General features: G+C 45.5%; 23 protein-coding genes, 2 tRNA genes and 1 pseudogene. 11 read left to right on the top strand and 15 right to left on the bottom strand.

Annotated features, from left to right (window positions below):
- Positions 1-23 precede the first annotated feature (23 nt).
- Positions 24-512, top strand: coding sequence for a PH domain-containing protein (locus NST94_RS22280; RefSeq protein ID WP_076128858.1), 489 nt, complete (start codon positions 24-26; stop codon positions 510-512).
- 72 nt (positions 513-584) lie between these two features.
- Here NST94_RS22280 and NST94_RS22285 read toward each other — a convergent pair whose 3' ends face one another.
- Positions 585-2060, bottom strand: a complete 1476-nt coding sequence (locus tag NST94_RS22285; RefSeq protein ID WP_339281311.1) for a glycosyl hydrolase — start codon at positions 2058-2060, stop codon at positions 585-587.
- 169 nt (positions 2061-2229) lie between these two features.
- Positions 2230-2646, bottom strand: a complete 417-nt coding sequence (locus NST94_RS22290) for a cytidine deaminase (RefSeq protein WP_076103796.1) — start codon at positions 2644-2646, stop codon at positions 2230-2232.
- Positions 2647-2746: 100 nt separating this feature from the next.
- Here NST94_RS22290 and NST94_RS22295 point away from each other — a divergent pair, with 100 nt between their 5' ends.
- On the top strand, positions 2747-3184 hold the full coding sequence (locus tag NST94_RS22295) for a NucA/NucB deoxyribonuclease domain-containing protein (RefSeq protein ID WP_339169277.1): 438 nt from the start codon (positions 2747-2749) through the stop codon (positions 3182-3184).
- 81 nt (positions 3185-3265) lie between these two features.
- On the opposite strand, the gene NST94_RS22300 is transcribed toward NST94_RS22295, so the two are convergent.
- Positions 3266-3415, bottom strand: coding sequence for a hypothetical protein (locus NST94_RS22300; RefSeq protein ID WP_155288175.1), 150 nt, complete (start codon positions 3413-3415; stop codon positions 3266-3268).
- A gap of 149 nt (positions 3416-3564) precedes the next feature.
- On the opposite strand from NST94_RS22300, the gene NST94_RS22305 reads away from it, so the two are divergent.
- From NST94_RS22305 to NST94_RS22335, 7 genes and pseudogenes are all read left to right on the top strand, one after another.
- Complete coding sequence (locus tag NST94_RS22305; protein ID WP_076098563.1) at positions 3565-3741, top strand: YjfB family protein; 177 nt, start codon at positions 3565-3567, stop codon at positions 3739-3741.
- 163 nt (positions 3742-3904) lie between these two features.
- Positions 3905-4456 carry an ImmA/IrrE family metallo-endopeptidase gene (locus NST94_RS22310; protein WP_036683410.1) on the top strand — a complete coding sequence of 184 codons (552 nt, stop codon included), beginning with the start codon at positions 3905-3907 and terminating at the stop codon, positions 4454-4456.
- Between the two features lie 66 nt (positions 4457-4522).
- On the top strand, positions 4523-4684 hold the full coding sequence (locus NST94_RS22315; protein WP_155288176.1) for a hypothetical protein: 162 nt from the start codon (positions 4523-4525) through the stop codon (positions 4682-4684).
- A 365-nt stretch (positions 4685-5049) separates the two neighbouring features.
- The gene (locus NST94_RS22320; protein ID WP_076192025.1) at positions 5050-5385 is read left to right on the top strand and encodes a DUF3139 domain-containing protein; all 336 of its coding nucleotides are present in this window, start codon (positions 5050-5052) and stop codon (positions 5383-5385) included.
- A gap of 96 nt (positions 5386-5481) precedes the next feature.
- A pseudogene (locus NST94_RS22325) lies at positions 5482-5619 on the top strand (phosphomethylpyrimidine synthase ThiC); the annotation flags it as partial.
- A 333-nt stretch (positions 5620-5952) separates the two neighbouring features.
- Positions 5953-6447 carry a sigma-70 family RNA polymerase sigma factor gene (locus NST94_RS22330; protein WP_076220021.1) on the top strand — a complete coding sequence of 165 codons (495 nt, stop codon included), beginning with the start codon at positions 5953-5955 and terminating at the stop codon, positions 6445-6447.
- Positions 6444-7433, top strand: coding sequence for a hypothetical protein (locus NST94_RS22335; protein WP_339281312.1), 990 nt, complete (start codon positions 6444-6446; stop codon positions 7431-7433). Before NST94_RS22330 ends, NST94_RS22335 begins: the two co-directional genes overlap by 4 nt.
- A gap of 725 nt (positions 7434-8158) precedes the next feature.
- On the opposite strand, the gene NST94_RS22340 is transcribed toward NST94_RS22335, so the two are convergent.
- A complete protein-coding gene (locus NST94_RS22340) occupies positions 8159-8662 on the bottom strand; it encodes a hypothetical protein (RefSeq protein WP_076192030.1) in 504 nt (167 codons plus the stop codon).
- 506 nt (positions 8663-9168) lie between these two features.
- Here NST94_RS22340 and NST94_RS22345 point away from each other — a divergent pair.
- Together NST94_RS22345 and NST94_RS22350 are read left to right on the top strand one after the other, a co-directional pair.
- Positions 9169-9534, top strand: coding sequence for a hypothetical protein (locus NST94_RS22345; protein ID WP_042191062.1), 366 nt, complete (start codon positions 9169-9171; stop codon positions 9532-9534).
- Between the two features lie 115 nt (positions 9535-9649).
- Positions 9650-10786 (top strand): sialidase family protein, encoded by a 1137-nt coding sequence (locus NST94_RS22350; protein ID WP_256717195.1) that lies wholly within the window; start codon positions 9650-9652, stop codon positions 10784-10786.
- A gap of 439 nt (positions 10787-11225) precedes the next feature.
- Here NST94_RS22350 and NST94_RS22355 read toward each other — a convergent pair.
- The 11 genes from NST94_RS22355 to pyrR all read right to left on the bottom strand — a co-directional run bounded on the left by NST94_RS22355 (position 11226) and on the right by pyrR (position 23938).
- Positions 11226-11299 (bottom strand) — tRNA-Ile (locus tag NST94_RS22355).
- A gap of 44 nt (positions 11300-11343) precedes the next feature.
- A tRNA-Met gene (locus NST94_RS22360) sits at positions 11344-11420 on the bottom strand.
- 82 nt (positions 11421-11502) lie between these two features.
- On the bottom strand, positions 11503-11667 hold the full coding sequence (locus NST94_RS22365) for a hypothetical protein (RefSeq protein WP_167347621.1): 165 nt from the start codon (positions 11665-11667) through the stop codon (positions 11503-11505).
- Positions 11668-11779: 112 nt separating this feature from the next.
- Positions 11780-13267 (bottom strand): extracellular solute-binding protein, encoded by a 1488-nt coding sequence (locus NST94_RS22370; RefSeq protein WP_076128836.1) that lies wholly within the window; start codon positions 13265-13267, stop codon positions 11780-11782.
- Positions 13268-15052: 1785 nt separating this feature from the next.
- The gene (gene pyrE / locus NST94_RS22375; protein WP_280753434.1) at positions 15053-15691 is read right to left on the bottom strand and encodes an orotate phosphoribosyltransferase; all 639 of its coding nucleotides are present in this window, start codon (positions 15689-15691) and stop codon (positions 15053-15055) included.
- Positions 15688-16434 (bottom strand): orotidine-5'-phosphate decarboxylase, encoded by a 747-nt coding sequence (pyrF, locus tag NST94_RS22380; RefSeq protein WP_339281313.1) that lies wholly within the window; start codon positions 16432-16434, stop codon positions 15688-15690. Before pyrF ends, pyrE begins: the two co-directional genes overlap by 4 nt.
- A 111-nt stretch (positions 16435-16545) precedes the next feature.
- A complete protein-coding gene (gene carB, locus NST94_RS22385) occupies positions 16546-19773 on the bottom strand; it encodes a carbamoyl-phosphate synthase large subunit (RefSeq protein ID WP_076128830.1) in 3228 nt (1075 codons plus the stop codon).
- 1 nt (position 19774) lies between these two features.
- Positions 19775-20956: a glutamine-hydrolyzing carbamoyl-phosphate synthase small subunit gene (carA, locus tag NST94_RS22390; protein ID WP_051491286.1), complete on the bottom strand. Its 1182-nt coding sequence runs from the start codon at positions 20954-20956 to the stop codon at positions 19775-19777.
- A gap of 115 nt (positions 20957-21071) precedes the next feature.
- Positions 21072-22355, bottom strand: a complete 1284-nt coding sequence (locus tag NST94_RS22395; protein WP_076128828.1) for a dihydroorotase — start codon at positions 22353-22355, stop codon at positions 21072-21074.
- Between the two features lie 109 nt (positions 22356-22464).
- Positions 22465-23370, bottom strand: a complete 906-nt coding sequence (locus tag NST94_RS22400; protein ID WP_036683376.1) for an aspartate carbamoyltransferase catalytic subunit — start codon at positions 23368-23370, stop codon at positions 22465-22467.
- A gap of 4 nt (positions 23371-23374) precedes the next feature.
- Positions 23375-23938: a bifunctional pyr operon transcriptional regulator/uracil phosphoribosyltransferase PyrR gene (gene pyrR, locus NST94_RS22405; RefSeq protein ID WP_036683379.1), complete on the bottom strand. Its 564-nt coding sequence runs from the start codon at positions 23936-23938 to the stop codon at positions 23375-23377.
- Between the last annotated feature and the right edge of the window lie 713 nt (positions 23939-24651).

The following is a 24651-nucleotide window of genomic DNA, read 5'->3' on the forward strand; positions in this document are numbered from 1 at the left end:
GTGATCAGGAAAGGAGAGTATTTATGCCTTATTGCACCACCTGTGGAGCGGAATACAAGCAGGGCGCTAAATTTTGTGGAGAATGTGGAACCAGCCTTGACGGTACTGCTCCAGTAACCGCTCATCGACCCGCAGTAGATAATCATGTCATTCAAGAAGTTGTCCTCTGGAAAGGCAAACCTGCCGGCATCTCGGATCGACTCAAAGGAATCGTAGGACTTAACACAACTTCATATACCATTACAAGTCAGCGTATTATGGTAAAGACCGGACTTATCGGTAAAAATGTTGAAGAAATCGAATTGCTGCGCGTACGCGATTTATCCGTAAAACAGTCTATCATGGACCGGATGCTTGGCATTGGATCATTAACTGTATTTTCTGATGATGCCTCAGCGCCTCAGCTTCTTTTTCGAAAAATCCATGATGCCCAAACCGTCAAAGATGTTCTGCGCAAAGCCGTTCGTGACGAGAAGATCGCCAACAACATTAGCTACCGCGAGCAAATTTAAGACGTTCATACGTAAAAAGGCCCCGGAAAACCGGGGCTTTTTGCTTGCGCTTGCACACTTGAAGTACTCTTTTTATGGAAGATAAAATGCCCCCGCTGGGATAACCCCCTTGATCTGGCTCGGACTCTCCCACTGCAAAACAACCCGGGCGTCGCCCGCATTCTCATAATACTCCACCTTTATTTCATACGGCTTACCTGCAATCAGGTTTATGCTGCCTTTTCGTTCCTGGCCGCTCTGATTCACCCAACTATCAATGACTAGCCCGCCATCAATCCATACCCGTATCCCATCATCAGAGTAGGAATAAATGGTATACACCTCGCTAAAAGCAGCCGTCAGCTTCCCACTCCACCGCACAGAGAACGCATCTACACGAATGGCAGGATCAGGCGAACCTTGTCTCCATGAAAAGTTAATATTGGCATCCGTACGCAACAGTGCAGGCGTGCCGCTAAGCGTCATGTTATTGTAATATTGGCCACAGAGTCCACTCTCCAGCACACTATCCCCGATAGCAGCGAAAGCGGCGGCCTCAGCAGCATACTCCTCTCGTGTGAATACCATTTTATCGTTCATAAAAGCTTTTATCACAGCATCGGTATTCTTCTCATAGAGGAGTTTCCCCCAGGTCAGCTGATAAGACCATTTGGGCTGTGTTTTGGACAACAGTTCAGCAGACGGAAGCTCTCCATTCTCACCAATCGCAATCAGCTTGCCACGACCCAGATCCCATAAATTATCATAATGACTAATCTTGAAATCCGCGTCATAAATGTCGAGCGCCAGCACATCTACCTTATCACTGCCCGGATAGTATTCTGCCGGCTCATCACACCACTGATTTTTTGCATTTGGACTCCAAACCCACAATAAATTATGCAGCTTATGATAATTGGTAAAACGATCGAACATAAGGCTCCACAATGCAGCGTAATTGCTCTTTTGCCCCCACCAAAACCATCCACCATTCATTTCATGATACGGCCGCCAAAGTACAGGAACCCCTGCGTCATTAAGCTTTTTCAGCGACAGGGCTATCTTATCCAGATCAGCTAACAGAGCATTATACTGGGTGGTACCTGGGGTTATATATTTATCAAAATCAGCATTGTTTAGGCTCGTATTTACATTCCCCCAAGTTGGCGCTGTCCCCGGTAATGCAGCGTGATAACACATCGTTACGATCCCGCCGGCCCTAGACCAGCGTATCGCACTGCTGACGACCCAATTCCGTTGATTGTCAATTAGAGCCTGTGACTGATTATTGATTGCGCCCAGCTCGTAGCCATGCAGCGCAGCATATTGCCCGCTGCTATTTTTAAGCTTCTCCATGAGCTCGTCTGCACTTTCCAAATAATCATGTTGGCCGCTTATCACACCCTTTCCCTGCAAGTAATAGAGGGTATTCAGCAATAGCTGAGCCGAGGACGACAGCCCCGAATCCGCCGGAGCCATTTGTAATCTGCGAAAAGCCATCTGCCACTGCACATCGCCCACGAACCTTGATGCTGAATCAACCATCTGACGAATAATCCGCTGCTCCATCTATTCTCACCATCCTTTTAAATCTTTTTAAGTTATAGTATGGGGACAATAATGACATGAACTCAGCGAATGGACATGAAGTTGTAAAATAAGTTGGGACGATATAAGGAACTGCTGAATAAATTCACGGCTCAACAAAAAAAGGAGCTCCGCGGCTCCTCATTATTTCTTATCTTGTGTACCTTAAAGGCAATAGTTCAGTGATTTCATATTTAGCTAATCGGTCATCCTCCGATACAATTATCTTGCAGTCTATTCCGTAATCCGCAATTAACTCTCGGCACATGCCGCAGGGAGAGACTACTTTAATCTCTTTTTCCTCGCTGTCTGGGTCAGAATGCCTTACCGCAACAATCGTATCAAATTCCTTATAACCTTCAGATATCGCTTTGCCAATCACCATCGCTTCTGCACAGACTGTAATCCTCCCCATGCTGGCTTCCACATGTACCGCTGTAAAAATCTCTCCTGTTTTAGTACGAAGCGCTGCACCCACATGGTGCCGTCCCCATTCATAACGCCTGGTAATTATATCTTCGGCAGCCGCAATAAGCGTCTGATCCTCAATGGTAATTATGTACTCCATATCCAGTTCCGTCCTCCTTTATTTTACCTAATTATATTAAATCGCACTGAATTATGATATAAGATATACTATTTTAAGTGCCAAAAAAGGAGGAGCAGAATTGAAAGTAAAAAAATGGATCTCCAGTCTCATCATTGTTGTATTACTTGCTTTGGCTAGTTACTGGTTTGAACAAAACGGAGAGCCTACAGACCCCTCGTCTCCATCCGATTCGAGTGTTGTTCAGCTAACCTTCCCATCAGACCGCTATCCTGAGACCGCCAAACATATTCAGGATGCCATTGCGAAAGGTGAATCCGCCACATGTACGATTAACCGAGAGCAGGCTGAAGAGAACCGTAAAGAGTCCTTAAAAGGGATTCCCACTAAAAAGGGGTATGACCGGGATGAATGGCCAATGGCTATGTGTAAGGAAGGCGGCATTGGTGCCGACATTGAATACATAACGCCAAGCGATAACCGCGGGGCAGGAAGCTGGGTTGGCAATCAGCTGGAGGATTATGCAGACGGAACGCGGGTAGAATTTATGTTTAAATAACGGTCTGTCTGACCAGCCCCAGGCAACAGAATAGCCCCACCTGGCATTCGCCAGATGGGGCTACACTGCACATCAGCTAACTTAGAATAAGCAAGCTTTAGTGATGATAACCAGCAAGATGAAAAGTACCAGAATTGCTCCTGTTGAAGTCCAAGGACTACACACCGGACCTACTGATGCTGGACTTACTACCGGACCTACGTTACAACCACAACCATGTTCCATTCCCATTTTCAATTCCTCCTAATGATTAATGACTACAGCACAAGATATGTAAAAAGGAGATAAGCCGTTTGGGCGAATTGGCAAACAAATGCCAATCACCTAATGAATTGAAGGTGGACAGTCGATAAACAGGATATACACAAAGGAGGTGCAATATGGATATAGCTGCATTATCAATGGCAATGAGCCAAGCATCCTTAGCTCAAAATGTTGGGATACAGGTCATGAATATTGCCAAGAATCAGGCTGAAACCCAGAGCCAAACCATGGTGGAAATGCTGGGCAAAAGCGTTGCTCCTAATTTGGGAAAAACACTTGATATTAGTGTGTAATTGCTTTATGCTAAGGATACATGAGAACGAATGTTCCTGTGTATCCTTAGCATTTTTTTACTCTACATAGCCCTTCGGGCTTTTCTTTTGCGTATTTATGCGAACATACGATCCCATTAGTGATTTATTAGTGATTTTAAACGAGGTGAATAAGTTGGAGAACATGAAATCATATTATCAAATGACTGTGCTTGAGAAATGGACGGAGGATTTATACAAGCGATTAAATCTTCATCAGCCCTCACAAATTTCAATATCGTATATTGCAGAGCGGCTTAATATCTGGGTTCATTATTTGGATGTGAGAAGCAAGAGCATTGAAGCGTCTGCAGGGATGTACAGCCTGTTTATCGACAACCGCCTTCCAGCCAATCTTCAACGGCTAGAGTTTCTTCATGAACTGTGTCACCTCCTTCGCCATGGCAGTGATAATCAGACCTTGATGCCAGAGCATTTCACGCGGGCACAGGAGGATGAATCCGAGCGTTTTATCTTGTATGCGGCGATGCCTTACTCCATGATCTCCCGCATGACATTGCCTGAGCAACGGGAGGATGCCATCTCCTATCTCGCAGCAGAATTTCAAGTTCCTGCCGAGCTGGCCTTACAGCGGATTGATCAGATCCAAAGACGTGTGTTCCAAGGGCAATTATTGGCCGTGATGGGAAGAAACGAAGAACGACTGACACATATTCGCAACGGATCACGGAGATAATAAGCTTAGTTGCAATAGTGCTCTGCATATTCATTTATGGTGGAATTTCTCGTGAGGGGGAACGACATGGAAGCCATTAAAGTAATTGAATTATTACTGACTCATCCGGATTATAATGTAGATGCAGTACACCCCGAAATCCCGGATTTCGTGGGCATTGAGACGATTGAGGTGGATCACGAAACGGGGACCTTCTCCATTTTATTGCAAGAACCCAAAGAGGACTAAAAGAGAATCATTATTCTTCATAAGTTAAAAGGCAGCAAATATAGTATGTCCCGGCAATTCTTCGTTCGCTTACGCCTGGATTACTATCGTTATTTGCTGCCTTTTTGTATAATCTGTTATGCAAATACAAACTGTATCACACCAATAAGAATTAGAATAACAAATACACCGACAAAACCCCATATTTTAAAACTATAAGATTTTCACCCCCGGCAGCCTCGGACTTGCCTGGTCCTCCAGCATCTTAATTTGCTGCTCCAGCTCCAGTATTTTCTCTTCCTCCTGCGTCATATATCTATGAATGACATACCAGTCTCAGTATATTATCTTATACTATATACAAATTATTTATATGGAGGGAATTAATGAAGAAAAAAACAAAACTAATCTTCATCGTTCTAATCCTTTTAATCTATGGAATAACATCCTTAGCCTTCCACTACTTCCAAAATCATATGAACAGAGAAGTCATTCATTATCTAGTAGAGACGAGAAATTATAAGAAAGAAGATTTTGATAAAGTATACACCCAGATTGCCAAAGCTCCCCTCGTAAGTACCACGGTGATTTTTGCAGACGAACCCTACGCAAGATACTTTTATCGAAAAGAAAATGGAAGGATCTTTCAATACAGCAGGGCTCCTGTTAAAGGTAATGATCCTAGCTATACATATAAACATATCGAGGAGAATCTCCCGTGAAGGAGTTGCCCTATAAAAAAGACGCGTTTGTCCAGCAGTCAGCACTTGGCTGCTTGGGCAACCGTGTTTTTTTGATCTTCCCTGCTCTAAATAGGTAAACATCGTTTGCGTAGACAGGTGATGGTAGAGGGTTCAGGACATGTGCCGATGCACTTGATTAAAGAGAGTATGGATAAGCAACTTGAAACTTGTAACGAAGCCCCTTTTTATACATTAGATCCACTGACTACAGATAACATTGGCGTGGTTCTTAGCAGCTATCGGACACAGTTGATCTTATGCGCGGTATAACCCTCCATTTCAAAGTGTAGCGGACCCCATAGCCTTTATTGGCATGAAAAACACCATATAAGACCTCCTTTTTAAGGAATAGCGTCACTGGAGTCCGCGAACCTGCTCAAAAGCCTATAAATATGCAAATAACGACTTCTGAGTCCGTAAGCCTCTGGAGATAATTTATGAATAGGTATTCTTTACGCTCAAACACAAAGGAATTTTCTCAGGAACAAAATGTGACCTAATGCCGTCCTAAATGGTGTTATAGGTAAAGGGGGGGGGCACAGTATCATGCAGCGATCCATGACCCGGCCGGGAAATCATGTGATGAAGAGTTACGAAATCTACGCAGATATGCTGTTCCGGATCGCTTTGGTCCATCTAGGCAGCCGGCAAGATGCCGAAGAAGCCACTCAGGATACCTTCATCAAGCTAATAGAAAAAGCGCCGGAGTTCAAAGATGCCGAACATCAGAAGGCATGGCTGATCCGGGTAATCACCAACCATTGTAAAACACTACTGGGCAGAGGCTGGCGCAAGCGCGAGGTTAAGCTGGAGAGCGCTGAGCCAATTGCGGCAGACAGCCCCGAGGATTGGGCTCTGCTGCAGTTAGTTATGGCGATGCCCATGAAGTATAAAACCGTAATCCATCTTTATTATTACGAGGACTATCCCATCCAGGAGATCAGCAAGATTCTGCAGATTAGTCAGTCTGCCGTGAAGATGAGACTTCAGCGGGGACGGCAACTGTTAAAACTGGAGCTGGAAGGAGCGGAACCACAGTGAAGGAAGATCAGTTTCGAACAACATATAAGAAAGCGGTGGATTCGATGAAACCAGGTGAAGAGATGAAAAAAGAATTGTTCAATAAAATAGAGCAGCGGCAGGAGCGGAAGCGTCCGCGCAAAACCGTTTATATCGCAGCAAGTGTCGTGCTCGCCGCAGGAATCGGTCTGGCTGGGCCTAGTATATGGCAGCAGTTGAACAGTCAGAGCTCCCCAGGGCAGGTTGCCCAGGTAACTCCGGGAGCAAGCAATGCTGGCAATTCAGGCACAGCTACATCCGGCAGCATTGTCATTCCCAAGCTGAAACTGCCAGATAAGGAGTCTGGCGTGAAGGCAGATATGATCGCCTTGGTCGTGTATAAAAATAATATTTATACACAGTCAGCGACTCGCATTGACGCTGCCGATGCTGCTGCTCTGCGCGGTGATAAGTTGGGACGCACTACAGGCGGCATCAACGAATGGAGCGGTAGCGACGAATATATTGAGTTAGCCTCGAACATCGGCGAAACGGATCTCTATTCCGTGAAGGGCTATGACTCCAGCTTTCTGATTATGTCCTATTCGGAAATCAACGGCGAGGTATTCGCCGAACTGTATGAGCACACCAACGGCATCACCATAAACAGCGGCGCCGACCTGTTCGGCAAGCTGAATCTTGAAGGCCGAGTTACTTCTGCACAATGGGAAAGCTTCAACAGCTGGAACAACGGCCTCCAGCAGCAGGCGCCACTTGCCAATGGCGAGGCGCTTGATGGCTTCCTGACAGCCCTCCAAGCTGCTAAACCGCTGGCAGCAGAGCCGCTGATCGAGCAAGGCATCTACGACAGCGAAGACCGTAAGATCATCTATTTGCAGCTGGAAGACAACGCCCGAGTAGAGCTGACGCTGTTCGGTCAAGGACTTGTACGCTACGGTCAAGCACCGGCATTCTTCGAGGTCGAATCCGGGGCATTCCAGCAGCTGTGGGACAGTATGAAACTTTAAGGATGTTGGTGGAAACCCAGGGACGGCGGTTGGGACGGCGGTCAGGACTGCGATCGGGACTGCGACTGGGACTGCGATCGGGACTGCGATCGGGACTGCGACTAGGACTGCGATCGGAAGTAATTGAGTACCTCGTTTCGGTCGCCCTGCTCTCCATTGGACAATTTAGCTGGCTGCTAACAAAAACGGCACTGCTTCAAAACCATTTCATGGTTTGGAGCAGTGCCGTTTTGTGCTTTACTGTATGGTTTATGAACTCGCATACTAGATATGCTGGTTGTAGAGGTGAGACTACTGTTATTACTTTAAAGGACGATTCTCGCTGTAAATTCTGCAACTAAATCTGTGAGGAGCACGGCACTAACGAGCTAACGAACTAACCTTCTCCACCTCGAGCTATCGGACCCAGATGTCGCTATTTGCTGATTTTCAGCCTTAAGAGCATGGTTTCGGACTCCATGGACGCTAATGCCCAGAAAGAGGCTCAAATGCGGTACTTTTTATGCCATTAGCGACTATGGAGTCCGTTAGAATTGCAAATGTGGAAAAAAACCGCTTTAAGGGTCAGCTGTGTCCGATAGGAGCAGCCTCGTTCACGTAATTGTTATCGAATCAAATTTCAAAGGAACACAGGGGTCCCTCTCGGTACTTCCGATTGCTACAAAAAAGGAACGCCCACCATGGACGCTCCTTTTTTTCTTATTCGTCTACAAAATTCTAGCTAGTTACGCATTTACACTTTCCGATTTTCGATCCTGTCTTGCGTGTAATGTTTTCATTGCAAATCTTGCTATCGGCTGCGCAACCAACAGTTCAATCCAAAATGCTATTCCAAAGTTTCTCGGCCAGATGTGAAGAAAGTTTTTAAGTGGATCCAGGCTTATTTGTTTTGTCCCAACCCATGTGCCGATAATTGATAGTAAAATAGATAACACTGTGACATTTAATAAAGTATTCAACAGAATCCTTGCATTAAATCCATCGGTTTGTCCCATGAATTTCGGCATCACTTTCCCGACAATCGGACCTGCAACTAATCTAACGGATAAAACTACGATCATCCACATAAACGGAATAACCTTTAGTGTATCTATATACACTTCCTTACTGAAGCCGCGTTCCAACCCCACAATAATAGGGGCAATAGTGTTAACTGAAATGATTGAAATAATGAGTAAAAATAATATACCTTCTTTTCCGTTTCTGGGCAGTCTTGTGTCTCCATGCATGTTTGTCATCTCCGTGAATAATATTTCAGATGGCAGACGTATCATGAGACATATATTTTTGGCCCAATAAAAAAGACCAATATCTCTACACACTGATATTATAATTATAACATTTATTTAAAATGAATGTCAGACCTTCTATTCAAAATTCTTAAAATTCTCCTGCGGATAGCGAATAGTTACTCCACGTTCAGCGGCTTTTTCATTCCAAACGTAAGACACCAAATCCCGAAATCCCATCCAAGAGTTACGCCCCGGTAAATCGCCATTGCTTCGGTCGTGCGACTCTAACCTGTTTTCTACACCCTCATAGTAGCACGTAAAAATCGTCTATTGCTGTTCAACTTATAATCAAGTTACCTTCAGATCATGCTGAAATTTTATATGTATTTCCCCACCTAATAAGACCCCTCAGTATCATTTCCGCGATTTTTCTGATTCCCTTGTCCAAACACAATGAATCTCAATTCATATATATATAGCAAACTAATAAAGAGGTGAAGCTCATGGCAACAACAACAGGCATTATTACGAACACAGGGACTACCCCAGCATCCAACGTGGTCATTAATATCGATAATGACAACCTTAGTTTTTCATCTAACGTAGTCTATCACGTTTACGTATGGAATACCTTGGTTAGTAAAGGTTTAGTCTACTCCAACTCATTAAATGTTAATGCTAACACCAGCCAGTTTCTCAGTTTTAATATCGCAGGCAATTCAGCTTATGAAGTCCAATTTCTCGTAACTGGAAACGCACCGGCAGACACGATTATCACGGTGTTCGGAACGGATTCGTCAGGAAACGTCATCCCCCATCAAAGAGTGCTGCAATCCGAACTTACTTTCATAGCTCAGCTGAACCCGTAAGTACCAAAAAACTCTATGACGAAAGGAGCTTTGCATGGTTAATATTCAACTTTCACCGAGCGCAAGCGTTCAGTTTGAGCCCACCATCGCGGTAAATTGGCTTAATCCTTCAGTTATGGTTGCCGTAGCTGTAGATCTTCGATTAGGCCCTCCTAATATAGGTTTATACAAATCTATTGACGCAGGTGCCACTTGGACAACAACGTTATTGCCGTTACCGACAGGATTTGCAGGCATCGAAGCACCACATATTGATTATATTTTCCCGACCACTTTCGTAGTATTAGCCCACGCCTTCGATTCAGACGGTCTCAGCGGGTCGATCGTCTCCTATACATCTGCCGACAATGCCTCTTCATTCGGACCGCCAGTCATCGTGAATCAAGGGTTTGGGCAGTTTGTAAATGATGATCAGGTGGTCGTTGTCACCGACAAAGCTGGATCAAGTCCTTTTTTTGGAAATGTATATACTGGTTATACGCATGATTACAACACACAATTCATACCGGGAAATACGATATTCTTCAATCGTTCCCTAGATAACGGTAGTACCTATTCCAGTCCCTCCCTGCTGTCTTCGGTCGAAGAATTCGAAGAATTCCCCGGTATAGCAATTACATTAAATGGGATTGTTATCGTGGGATGGATCAATCAGCCTCCCGGTAATACTGATCTTAAAATTCGCACATCCTCAGACGGTGGGGTCACTTTTACTCCTGAAACCATGGTCGCCAGCGTTGTAGTCCCACCAGATCCATTGCCGGGATATACATTTAGATGTCTGACATACCCTTCCCTCGCAGCAGATATTTCTAATGCACCGACGACGCGAGGGAATGTCTATGCTGTATGGCAAGATTTTCGAGAAGGTTATTCTGATATTTTTCTTGCTATCTCCACTAATTTTGGTGTGGATTGGGGGGCACCAATATCCATTACAGGTAGTCCTGTGGGCTCCCAAAACTTTTTCCCAGCCATCACCGTATCCCCTGCGGATGGTGCAATATTCGTTACCTATTACACTAATCGAGTCAACCCCCTCAACCTTGATGTTTATCTAGCAACATCTAGAGATGGCGGTATGACGTATACAAACACCCGGATAACAACAACTTCCTTTGACGTCACCGGCATCCCCCTAATTGGGGACTACATCGGTAATGCCATCGTCCCTCAAACAGGCCGTCTAGTGAGCGTATGGACAGACACGCGGACCGGTACAGAGAACATCTGGTTTGGTGATAATCAATAAGCTATTAATCAACTTCTGATGATAAATTAAAAGGCTGTTAAGTTAGTATATCTACTTGCAATAAAGGATGCCGAGCGAATATGCGGCATCCTCTATTGCTTCTTATCAAAATTCAGCATTAACCTTTTCAAAGAAATCATCAATTTCAGCGTATTGGACATGCTTTTAATTCAATCAAAATCTACGGCGTATGGTGCTTGCTACTTAATAGTCTATATGTCATGACTGTCCCCTTTCCTCTACAAGAGTAGGGCAGTTCCACAGAATACATACTTTTTACCGTTTTCCAGATGATCTATGATAAAACCAGTGGATCTAACAACGCCGTGACCAAAATGTGATCATTTTCTATTTTGTCGCTTTTCCAACTCTTCCACTTCTACTTACAAGGAGCCTATAGACAGCAAAAAACCCTTACAAGGTAAGGGTTTTTGATAAGTGGGCCCTGAGGGACTCGAACCCCCGACCAATCGGTTATGAGCCGACCGCTCTAACCAACTGAGCTAAGGGCCCGGATCTAAAAATATCCGAATGTACAATTGCTGTTGTAATAAAATTGGTTGCGGGGGCAGGATTTGAACCTGCGACCTTCGGGTTATGAGCCCGACGAGCTACCGGGCTGCTCCACCCCGCGTCAGAAATAATATTCAAACAGCGACAATAAATAATATACAGTACAAAATGGGTCTACGTCAAGGATGAATTTGTAAAAGTTCTCAAGGCAAAAATCTAACCCCATATCTTCCTTTGCGGGATCGATAAATCTCCACAAAACTTGGGTCATGATAGCCATAAATCCAGCCATCTTGCTCCAGTCTTTTTGCCAAACAGCCTGCTTGAAATCTCGTTCTGAACAGTTTCGCGAAGTATATCCAATTCATGATGCCCTCTTCTCCTTTTCGCAAATTAATCTTACGCTGCTCTGAACTTATCATGCCCAAGTTCCACAAAATAAGCCACCGGAAATCCGGTGGCTTCTACATATTCCAAAACTCAATCCCCTATGGAGTCAAAATAATATGTGGGATCTTTTTCGAGCGTACCCAGCATCGTATTCCCTTGCTTCTCCCAAGCTTTAAGTGCACTCTCGACCGTTCTCTTGCCCTGATAAACTTCTGTGAACAGTTGACGCCCAACATCGTTAATACGGCTAATTCCAGGCTTCTGTGTTTGTAGGACGTTCATCAAAGGATCATTGGCTGGTAATGGTTTAAGCGTATAGAAGGACTCCAGATTTACTGAAGGTACTTTCGTGGTAATGTAATCCTTACGGGAAGTTAGTTCCCCGCGGGTATGGGCTTTAATTTTAGCTACTTCATTACTGTTGACGAATTTGATCAAATCCCACGCATCTTCCTTATTAGCAGCCATAGTGTTGATAGCCATCATATTACCTACCCAAGTACCTACAGCCACTCCTGGTTTCTCCTTAAAAGTAGGTACGGTAACGAAACCCCAATCGACAGGATTATAATTTTTAATTTTTGCTGCATTGCGGCTCACACCTGCAAGCTCATTAAGATAATCGTATTCTCCAATTACCATTGCAGCTTTTCCGGTAAGGAAGAGATCCCCTTGGACAGGACTATAGGTACTCCGTTCTGTTTCTATAAAATCCATACCGTTTAACCCAGGTGTAATTTGCTTTTTCACCAATTGGCTGTAGGTCGTCCAAGCTTGACTCCACTGTGTTTGGTTTACCTCCATCTTATGTCCCTTGTTGTCATACATAGCAAGCTCCAGCGGTGAGACATAGGTCTGCATATCCCAGAAAGGATCGCTCATATAACGGTTCATCGAAAAGCCATATATACGCTTATCTTTATTTGTCGATTTCTTGGTCACCTTTTCGGCCAGCGCGAACACTTCATCCCAAGTCATCCCATCTGTCGGATAACCTACACCAGCAGCATCAAAAATACCTTTGTTAAAATATAACGCACTCGACATAAAAGTCGGCGCTAACGCGTAAAGACTTCCTCCACCCAGCTCACGAACTCCACTTAGCATCGTAGGCGCCATATTGCTTAAATCATATTGATCTCGTGCGATAAGCGGCTCCAGCGGTTGCACCAGATTATGTTCCACCAAACTCTTCACCAATGTACTATCACCGACGATTACATCAACTGGCTCTGCACCGCCCATAATATCTCGGATATTCTCCAGATTATCTGGGTTAACCTCTGGATAGGTGCTGTCAAAACGAAGCTCATTCATATTGATGGCTGGAATAATCTCAAGTTTGATTTCAGGATGCTGCAATTCATACATATCTGTAAACTGCTGACGAAAAGAAGAATCGTCCTCTCCAGACCAGAGGCTGCCAATACGTAACACGCGCTGTTCTGTAGATGGCTTAGAAGCCTCCGCCCAAGCTGTATGCCTGCTTTCAGAAATTAAAGGCAATAGGAGTGCTGCACATATTCCAAAGCTTAACCAGCGCCGCCATAGCCTTCTATTATTATTTATATGATTCATTCTTGAACCCTCCCATAAAATACTCAATCCATCCACCTTATGAATAATTACCCATAATTCTAGTAACAGTATATAGCTTTATTCAGGAGGGGAAGTTACAGGCTGTTTAAAGTTATGCTACGATTTCTTCATATTATTTCTATAAAAAACGTTCCGCGAGTTCCCTGAGGATACTGAAATGCCCTTCTGCGACAGGATAATTGCACTTTGTGCAACTATTACAGCTGAGTGTGTTGTGCTTCTCCTTTTAATTGCACTATGTGCAGTTAAAAAACGTTATTAGGTGCTTTCAGCGGATTTCTGGCTGATTTAATTGCACAAAGTGCAACTATATCGCCAGATCCTCTAAGGAAGGTTAGTTTAAGTGCAGAAACTACAACTATTCGGCGTTTGAGACGACAGCGCAATGGAATCACCGGGGCAGAGTATAGTATTCCAGAGTGTCAGAGTATCAGAGTATCAGAGTGTTCAGAGCCAGAGCATAGAGCGTTAGCGCATAACAGCAGAGTTTCAGAATCCCGAGTGTCAGAGCGCAATATACCAGAGCGACAGAACGCAGGTCAGCCAAGTGTCAGAACGTGAATGTAAATGTAGATGTGAAATGTGAATGCAAACACCAAAACCCTACTCTCCACTCTACTTTTCCTTTTACCAGTACAGCATTCGCCTTCCCTACTAACTAACCTACTAACTAACCTACTACATTTCATGTGACCGGCACAAATAGCCCCTTCTGCGGCAGGATAATTGCACTTTGTGCAACTATTACAGCTGAGTGTGTTGTGCTTCTCCTTTAATTGCACTATGTGCAGTTAAAAAACGTTATTAGGAGCTTTCGGCAGATTTCTGGGTGATATAATTGCACAAAGTGCAACTATATCGCCAGATCCTCTAAGGAAGGTTAGTTTAAGTGCACAAACTGCAACTATTCTGCGTTTGAGACGACAGCGCAATGGAATCACCGGGGCAGAGTATAGTATTCCAGAGTGTCAGAGCGTTCAGAGCGCAGAGCGTTCAGAGCGCAGAGCGTTCAGAGCGCAGAGCGTTCAGAGCGCAGAGCGTTAGCGCATAGCAGCAGAGTATCAGAGTGTTCAAAGCGTAGAGCGTTAGCGCATAGCAGCAGAGTTTCAGAATCCAGAGTGTCAGAACGCAATATACCAGAACGACAGAGCGCAGGTCAGCCAAGTGTCACAACGTGAATGTAAATGTAAATGTAAATCCAAACACCAAAACCCTACTCTCCACTCTACGTTTCCTTTTACCAATACAGCATTCGTCTTCCCTACTAACTAACCTACTAACTAACCTGCACCTTTCCTGTGACCGGCACAAATCGCCTCTTCTACGACAGGATAATTGCACTTTGTGCAACTATTACAGCGGAGTGTGTTGTGCTTCTCCTTTTAATTGCACTATGTGCAGTTAAAAAACGTTATTAGGTGCTTTCGGCGGATATCTGGGTGATATAATTGCACAAAATGCAACTATATCGCCAGATCCTCTAAGGAAGGTTAGTTTAAGTGCACAAACTGCAACTATTCGGCGTGTGTGACGACAGCACGATGGAATCACCGGGGCAGAGTATAGTATTCCAGAGCGTCAGAGTTTACACCTGCCGCGGCTGGATCATTGTATCTTTCTGCAATAAATAACAACGTACTTCATGCACCTATACAGCAGAGTGTGCTTTAAGCTTTTCCTTTTTATTACACTCAATGTAGTTAAAAAGAAAAACCTCCCACCAAAAAGTGAGAGGCCCGTCCAAACTATAATCAGATATTTAGTTTAAACGCCAAATGCGGAAGGATCTTTTCTCCAAGATTTCAGCAGTTCCACATCTGTAGCTGCGATCTTGCCTTGTGTAAGAGCCACATCAATCAATGTGCTGTAGTTGGATAAGCTTTGTAATGGCATTTCAGCTGCGGCAAAAGCCTCCACCGCACGGTCCAGCTCGTAGCTGAAGATTGCCAATACAGCCAACGCTTCTGCGCCTGCTTCTTGCACAGCTTGAGCTGCTTTGATGGAGCTTCCGCCAGTGGAGATCAGGTCTTCGATAACGACTACCTTTTGCCCCGGCTTAATCAGTCCTTCGATCTGATTCTGCTTGCCGTGACCTTTAGCTTTATCGCGGATATAAGCCATTGGCAGATTAAGTTTATCAGCTACCCAAGCTGCGTGAGGAATGCCTGCGGTTGCTGTACCTGCGATCACCTCTGCGTCTGGATACTGGTTTTTAATAAGCTCAGCGAAGGCATCAGCAATATAGTTACGTACCTCTGGGTAAGCCATAGTCAGACGGTTATCGCAATAGATCGGGGATTTAATACCAGAGGTCCAGGTAAAAGGCTCCTGCGGACGCAGTGCCACTGCTCCTATCGTAAGCAGATAACTTGCTACTTGTTCACTTCTATTTAATGTACTCATGCTAGGGTCATCTCCTCAATAATATTTAGTGCTGCTTGACGTGGATCAGCCGCAGTTGTAACAGGACGGCCCACCACCAGAAAGTGGCTGCCTTGCTGAATCGCTTTGCCCGGCGTCATCACCCGGGACTGGTCACCTAGGGATGCACCTGCTGGCCGGATACCAGGTGTAACTGTACAAAATGCGGGCCCACAAGCCTCTGCGATCGCTGAAGACTCTTGCGGTGAAGCCACTACCCCATCCAGACCTGCAGCGGCTGCCAGCTTAGCGTATCTGACCACAGTATCTTCTACTTCTCCTGCGATTCCAATTTCGTTATTCATCACTTCTTGGCTCGTGCTGGTCAGCTGTGTAACTGCGATAATCAAAGGCATTTTAAGCGAAGCATTCGCATTAACTACTGAAGCAGCGCCTTCCCGGGCTGCAGCCATCATCGCTGAGCCTCCTGCGGCATGTACGTTAAACATATCCACACCGAGGTTCGTAAGGCTTTCTGCCCCGCCTTTTACCGTGTTAGGAATATCATGCATTTTGACATCTGCAAATACAGAATACCCCCGAGATTTCAGTTCATTAATGAATTCCGGTCCCGCTGCATAAAAGAGCTGCATTCCCACTTTCATATAACAAGGAATCCCTTCCAGCTTGTCAATCAAGGTTCTTGCCCCTGCAACATCAGGGTAATCCAAGGCGATCATCAAGCGATTCGCCATTTCATTCCACTTCGCATCTCCCTGTCCCATAACCGTTCTCCCATCCAGTGCAGACTTAAATCCACACTCTTCATTTATTAGCCCCTAGGCATAGCGGAACGGTCTGCGTAAACGCAAACCGCCCTATACATCTTTATGAGATTAGTTTAATTGACCGACAAAAGCAGGCATGGACTGTGACGAGAAATTGATCGTCTGCAGCATTCTGAGCAGTGCCGTTACTGTATCGAGTGATGTCATACATACGACACCATTCTCAACCGCTTCACGACGGATACGGAATCCATCACGCTCTGGTGTTTTCCCTTTAGTCAGTGTATTAAAGACGAAGTTGGCTTGCCCACCACGAATCAAGTCGAGAATGTTCGGCGCACCTTCATCCAGCTTGTTTACGTTCATTACGTTGAGACCTGCTTCTTCAAGCGCTTGAGCGGTGCCTCCGGTAGCAATGATCTTGTAACCCAGCGAGTGGAAGCCTTTCATAAGCTCTACAGCTTCTGCTTTATCTTTATCTGCCACTGTAACGATGATAGCGCCGGTTGCTGGAATTTTCATTCCTGCTCCGATTAGACCTTTATACAAAGCTTTTGCATACAATTTATCGCGGCCCATAACCTCACCCGTCGATTTCATTTCAGGTCCGAGCGTTGGTTCTACTCTACGCAGCTTGGCAAAAGAGAACACCGGCACTTTAACCGATACATAATCACTTTCCGGCCATAGACCTTCTGTATAACCGTCATCTTTCAGCTTGCCGCCGAGAATGATTTTGGTTGCCAGATGCGCCATTGGAATTCCAGTTACTTTACTCAAGAATGGAACCGTACGCGATGAACGTGGATTTACTTCAATTACGTACACTTCATTCTGATAGATAACGAACTGGATGTTGACCAGACCAATCGTTTTCAGTTCCTTAGCAATCTTGATTGTGATCTCAGCAATTTTTGCTTTCAGACCTTCATCCAGATATTGCGGAGGATATACAGCGATGGAGTCACCGGAGTGAACGCCTGCACGCTCAACATGCTCCATGATCCCTGGAATAACTACCGTCTCACCGTCACAAATTGCGTCTACCTCAACCTCTTTACCTAACATGTAACGGTCAATCAATACCGGATGCTCCGGATTTACCTTAACCGCTTCTACCATGTAGCTAAGCAATTCCGCATCATTATATACAATTTCCATTGCGCGTCCACCCAGTACATAGGAAGGACGTACCAGCACCGGATATCCAAGCGATTGTGCAGTTTCTACTGCTTGATCTACGTTGATAACCGTCTTCCCTTTTGGTTGGGCAATATCCAGACGAGCCAACAAAGCTTCGAATTTCTTCCGGTCTTCAGCTTCGTCAATACTGTCTAGGCTAGTTCCGAGAATCTTAACGCCAGCCGCACTTAGTGGTGCAGCAAGGTTAATGGCTGTTTGGCCTCCGAACTGTACGATAACCCCAATCGGATTCTCTTGCGCAATTACGTTCATTACATCTTCAAAGAATAACGGTTCGAAATACAACCGGTCCGAAGTATTAAAATCCGTAGATACAGTCTCAGGGTTATTATTGATAATAACCGCTTCATAACCTGCCTTCTGAATCGCCCACACTGCATGCACAGTGGAGTAATCGAACTCAATCCCTTGGCCGATCCGGATTGGACCCGATCCAAGCACGATAACCTTTTGTTTATCGGAATGAATGACCTCATTTTCAGTCTCATAAGTAGAGTAGTAGTAAGGTGTAGAAGCTTCGAACTCAGCTGCACAGGTATCTACCATTTTGAATACAGGCGTTAATCCTCGCTCTAAACGAAGCGCGCGTACATCAGCTTCTTTGCTGTATTTACCGTTCGCTTGTCCTTCTGCACGTATCTCAGCAATCGCACGGTCTGTAAAACCTCTGCGTTTAGCTTGATACAAGGTTTCTTCTGATAAGCTTTCATCCCCACGGATGACCTCTTCAAAGTTGATCAGTCCCTCGATTTTGGACAGGAACCACCAGTCTACGTTAGTAATGTCTTGAATCTCTTGCAAGCCAAATCCGCGGCGGAAAGCTTCAGCGATCAAGAACAACCGCTCATCATCAGGTTTTGCCAGACGTTCACGCAGGACGCTTTCTTCCAGATCCTCAGCGCCCGGCAGACGGAAACGGTGTACACCGATTTCCAGGGAACGAATTGCTTTATGAATGGACTCTTCAAAGGTACGACCGATGGCCATAACTTCTCCAGTTGCTTTCATTTGTGTGCCCAGCTTACGGTTCGCATGAATGAATTTGTCGAACGGCCAGCGTGGGATTTTGCTTACGATATAGTCAAGTGTAGGCTCGAAGCAAGCATAGGTCTGTCCAGTAACTGGATTGACGATTTCATCGAGTGTGTAACCAAGCGCGATTTTGGCAGCCATTTTGGCAATCGGATAACCGGTTGCTTTCGAAGCCAAAGCCGAAGAGCGGCTGACACGTGGATTTACTTCGATTACATAATATTGATAGCTTTGCGGATCCAGTGCGAACTGCACGTTGCAGCCACCCTCGATATTCAGCGCACGAATGATTTTGAGTGAAGCGCTGCGCAGCATTTGATATTCACGATCGGATAACGTTTGGCTAGGTGCCACAACGATACTATCACCCGTATGCACACCTACCGGGTCGAAGTTCTCCATGTTGCAGACAACGATACAGTTGTCATTCGCATCACGCATAACCTCGTATTCAACTTCCTTCATGCCGGCAATACTTTTCTCCACCAAACATTGTCCGATTGGGCTATAACGAATACCTGCTTTGACAGTCTCAAGCAGCTCTTCTTCGTTGTCGCAGATCCCGCCGCCGGTGCCGCCAAGCGTATAGGCTGGGCGTACAATCAGTGGGAAACCAATTTCCTCAGCGAATTTCATCGCTTCATCTACTGTGGTAATAATAGTGCTCTCTGGTACAGGCTGTTCCAGTTCGCGCATCAAATCGCGGAACAAATCGCGATCCTCTGCTTTTTCAATGGATTCAAGCTGGGTACCTAGAAGCTTAACATTCTCTTGTTCTAGTACTCCTGCACGAGCCAATTCTACAGCCATATTAAGACCTGTCTGTCCTCCCAAAGTTGGCAACAAGCCATCTGGGCGCTCCTGGCGGATGATACCAGTTACGAATTCAAGGGTAATCGGCTCGATATAAACTTTATCAGCCATATTGGTGTCAGTCATAATAGTCGCCGGGTTACTGTTGATCAGTACAACTTCCACGCCTTCTTCTTTCAGGGCCTGACAGGCCTGAGTTCCGGCATAGTCAAATTCTGCGGCTTGCCCGATAACAATCGGTCCAGAACCAATTACTAATATTTTTTTAAGCTTTTCATTCTTAGGCATGTTATAGAGCTCCTTTCACGGCTTCAAGCTGTTTTACTGTAGGTTTTGGCGCCGTGATTCTGGCGTTTGCCGCAAGCTGCGCCTGGCGCGAGCTTACAGGTGTGTTAGCTTTATGATCAGCGATCATCTGTAAGAAACGATCGAATAAATAGCTGCTGTCATGAGGTCCCGGTGCTGCTTCTGGATGGTACTGTACTGAAAATGCAGGGTAACGGGTATGTTTAAGTCCTTCAACGGTCTTATCATTATTATTAATGTGAGTAACTTCTAGATCCGTGCTCTTCACAGAATCTTCATTCACTGTGTAGCCATGGTTCTGAGAAGTAATGAAGCAACGTCCGCTCTCCAATTCTTTAACCGGATGGTTACCTCCACGGTGCCCGAATTTCAGTTTCTCTGTATCCGCGCCACAAGCCAGTGCAAACAGCTGGTGACCTAAGCAGATGCCGAAAATTGGGTATTCACCAAGCAATTCCGAGATCGTCTTCACTGCGTGTGGGACGTCTTTCGGGTCCCCAGGGCCGTTGGACAGCTGGATACCATCTGGATTGAGGCGACGAATCTCATCAGCGGTTACGTCATGAGGTACAACTACAACATCACAACCGCGATTGTTCAACTCGCGCAAGATGCCAGCCTTCGCGCCGTAATCTACCAAGACGATGCGCTCTTTAGTTCCTGGGCTATTGTACATGCTTGGAGTAGATGTGCGAGCTACCTGATTGCGCAATTCTTCAATTGAGGTGTCGCCCATCATTTCCATCAATTCCTCAACACGTTTGTTAGAGGTAGTCAGGATCGCCTTCATTGTTCCGTAGTGGCGAATAATCCGCGTCAACATCCGGGTATCAATCTCGCTGATTCCAGGAATATCATATTCTTTCAGCAGGTCGTCCACACTGTATTCTGCGCGCCAGTTACTTGGAACCTCTTCATGACGACGCACTACAAAACCGTGTACGAAAGGTCGAACAGATTCGAAATCATCCCGCGTAATCCCGTAGTTCCCGATCAATGGGTACGTCATGGTAACGATTTGTCCGCAATATGAAGGGTCAGACAGCACCTCTTGATATCCTGTAATTCCTGTGTTAAAAACAACCTCGCCTGTCTTTTCACCTTCAGCGCCAAATGCGGTACCTGTAAATAAAGTTCCGTCTTGAAGCAGCAATCTCGCCTGCATTCCCTTCCACTCCTTCATGTTCTGTAGTCTGATACGTATGCCTTGCATGCCTTCCGGAGTGTACGCGTTCAAATTGCTGATCTGTAAAGATCAGCAATTTCGCCTCACCAGTCCGCTAGTTTTTCTCAGTCCATACGGCTTTGCCGTCCACCCAAGTTTTTACTGGCCAACCCTTAAGCTTCCAGCCGCCAAAAGGAGTGTTACGTCCTTTGCTTGCGAAGGAACTTGGATCTACTTCTTTTTCCTGCTCCAGATCGATCAGTGTCAAATCTGCAGGAGCTCCGATCTCCATAACCCCGGTGTTCAATCTGAATACCCGTGCAGGATCGGCAGTCATTCTTTGTACTAGTAAGGATAAATCCCATTTTCCGGTTTCTACAAACGCTGTGTATAAGAGTGGGAAAGCTGTCTCGAATCCAACGATACCAAAAGGTGCCAGCTGCATTCCCTTCGCCTTCTCTTCTTCACTATGTGGCGCATGATCTGTAACAATCATATCTAGTGTGCCATCAAGCAACCCTTCGATACACGCCTCAACATCGCGGCGGGAGCGCAGCGGCGGGTTCATTTTCCAATTGGCATCCAGGCCTGGAATATCGTCTTCAGCAAGAAGCAAGTGATGCGGACATACCTCAGCAGTTACTTTAATGCCGATCTCTTTTGCTTGGCGAATCAGCCGCACCGACTGTTCAGTACTGACATGGCATACATGGTAATGAACGCCTGTCGCTTCTGCCAGCAAAATATCGCGTCCAACATGGATCGCTTCTGACTCATTCGGAATTCCTTTGAGGCCATGCTTCTTAGCGAACTCACCTTCAGCTACACAGCAGCCTTCAACCAGCGAATTATCTTCGCAGTGGGCAATGACTGGCATATCGAGCGATGCTGCGATGTTCATTGCATCTTTCATCATTTGAGCACTTTGTACGCCCACACCGTCGTCTGTATAACCAATAGCTCCAGCTTCTTTGAGCGCCGCAAAATCCGTCAACTCACGTCCGAGCTCATTTTTTGTAATGGCTGCATAAGGAAGCACTTTAACTAGTCCTGCTTCACGCGCCTTGTCTTTCACAAATTGCACGATCTCCGGGCTATCTGTCACCGGACGAGTATTTGGCATACATGCAATGGTTGTAAATCCGCCTTTAGCAGCTGAGCGACTTCCGGTTTCCACTGTTTCCTTGTGTTCAAATCCCGGTTCACGCAAGTGCACATGCATATCAATGAGTCCCGGAATGAGCAGCTTACCTTCAGCATCAATGATCTCCGTGGCTTCTCCGATAGCTTCATTTCCGTCGATTATAGCCGAGATCACACCCTCCTGAAGTTCGATGTGTTTGCGCTCAAGCAAGCCTTCCTTATTCAATACGCTGGCGTTTCTAATAATCACTGTCATGATTCTACCTTTACCCTCAGATCACAGCTGCGGGCCCTCTCGTTATTATATAATAAAAATTCATCTTTGTGTATATTTATTAGTCTCTATACGTTAGCATTCTGTAAGCTTATAGTAAAGCTCTTTCGAGAACCGCCATCCGGACCGGTACGCCATTAGACATTTGCGGGAAAATCCGCGATTGACTGCACTCAACTACTGCATCATCAATCTCTAGATTCCGGTTAACCGGAGCTGGATGCATAATGATTGTGTCTTTGGCCAGCTTAGCTGCCCGCTCTTCTGTTAGACCATAGTGGCTACGGTAATCTTCAGCAGACAGCTTAATGCCGGAAGTATGGCGCTCAAGCTGTACTCGAAGCATCATTACTACATCCGCTTTAAGAGCTTCTTCCATAGTTACGTAAGGCGCATACTCCATAAGCTCAGGAGCCTTCATATTATCCGGTGCGCAGAACTGCACCTTGGCTCCCATTTTCGTAAGCCCCCAGAGATTAGAGCGCGCTACGCGGCTATGCATAATGTCCCCAATGATGGAGACTGTCAGACCCTTTAGTTCCCCAAAGGTTTTGGTCATGGTGTATAAATCAAGCAGCGCCTGCGTAGGATGTTCATTGTTGCCGTCGCCCGCATTGATAAGCGGTATGGACACCTTCTCAGCTAACTGCTGCAGCACACCTGCAGGCTTCAAACGCACAACTCCGGCATCGATCCCCATCGATTCCAGTGTGCGCACTGTATCGTAGATCGACTCCCCTTTTTCTACACTAGAAGCTGCAGCCGTAAAATTAAGTACTTGCGCACCTAGTCGTTTCTCTGCCATCTCGAAAGAGAAGCGTGTGCGTGTGCTGTTCTCAAAAAACATGTTAGAAATAAAATGGGAGTTCAAGATGGGCGTTAGCTTTTCACTTTGATTGTCCCAAAATGCTGTTCTGTCAAGCAGTTGGATAATTTCCGACCGGTCAAGCTCTTTGATTCCCAGCAGACTACGTTCCTTTACCTTGGTAAGTGTCATGATGTTATCGTTCCTCCCGGTTTGAAATAATGTAGACCTCATCTTTGCCGTCGTATTCCTTCAGCGCCACTTCAATCTGCTCGTGCTTTGAGGTAGGTACATTCTTACCGATGTAGTCCGGCCGGATCGGCAGCTCGCGGTGTCCGCGGTCAGCCAGTACTGCCAGTTGAATCATTCGTGGGCGTCCGCAATCCATCAAAGCGTCCATCGCCGCGCGGATGGTGCGTCCGGTGTAAAGTACATCATCGAACAAAATGACTTTCTGATCATGGATGCCAGCACTTCCTGAAGTAATAACGACGTTGCTCTTCACTACTGCTTCACTGCCTTCCACTTCACGGTCATCCCGGTAATGTGTGATATCCAGCTCACCGTATGGAATCTCGACGCCTTCAATCTCCTTGATGCGCTCAGCGATACGCTGTGCCAGATACACACCTCGTGTCCGAATGCCGACCAGCAGACAATTCTCGATACCTTTGTTCTTCTCCAAAATCTCATGAGCAATACGCGATAAGGCCCGGCGGATCGCCGTTTCATCCATAATGACATTTTTCTCAGTAACCATAATCTTGTCACCCTCCAGCTTGTTCGCCTATTCAAGTTCCCGGAAATCAAAAAACTCCTTGCCTATAACAGGCAAGGAGTGAAATCCGCAGATGAGGAAGATGACGGCCGCGCGCATAAAAAGACAGTTCCGTATTTACACACGGATACCTTTCTAAGAGTCGCGAACCTCGATTCACGTTACCTTGCCAGCCTCACAGGACTGAATTAAAGGCGCTATTCATTTAACAAGAATTATGACAGAACAACCCCCTCATGTCAACTTTCTCTGCCTAAACTTTTGCACTTCTCTTCCTTACTTCTATTAACAACAAGGGGGAGGCGGTACTCAGTATATCTGCATAAAAAACGAGGCTGGTCCCAAATAGCCTTTCATCGCTTTTTGGACAGCCTCGTTTATGTTCTTAACACTACTTAATGTCCAAATGATTAAAAGGCGCACCTAGTAATGCTGAAAATGATGCAATCGGTGAGGTACTTATATAGTAATTAAGGAATTTCTCCCTGAAATTCAGTGATTTCTGTTCATCAGACTTGTTATTAGGGATAACTTCCCTAATTGTTGGCCGATTCAGTGATTAATATAGAAAACCACCTAATTATTAGGGAGTTTTTCCCTGATTTCGTACATTTAGAGCGAAGATCGGCTAATTTCAGGGAGTTTTTCCCTAATTAGTTTAAAACCCACTCTTTACTTCGCACAAACACAGAACG

Source organism: Paenibacillus sp. FSL H8-0282 (assembly GCF_037963825.1).
GTDB classification, from domain to species: domain Bacteria; phylum Bacillota; class Bacilli; order Paenibacillales; family Paenibacillaceae; genus Paenibacillus_AQ; species Paenibacillus_AQ odorifer.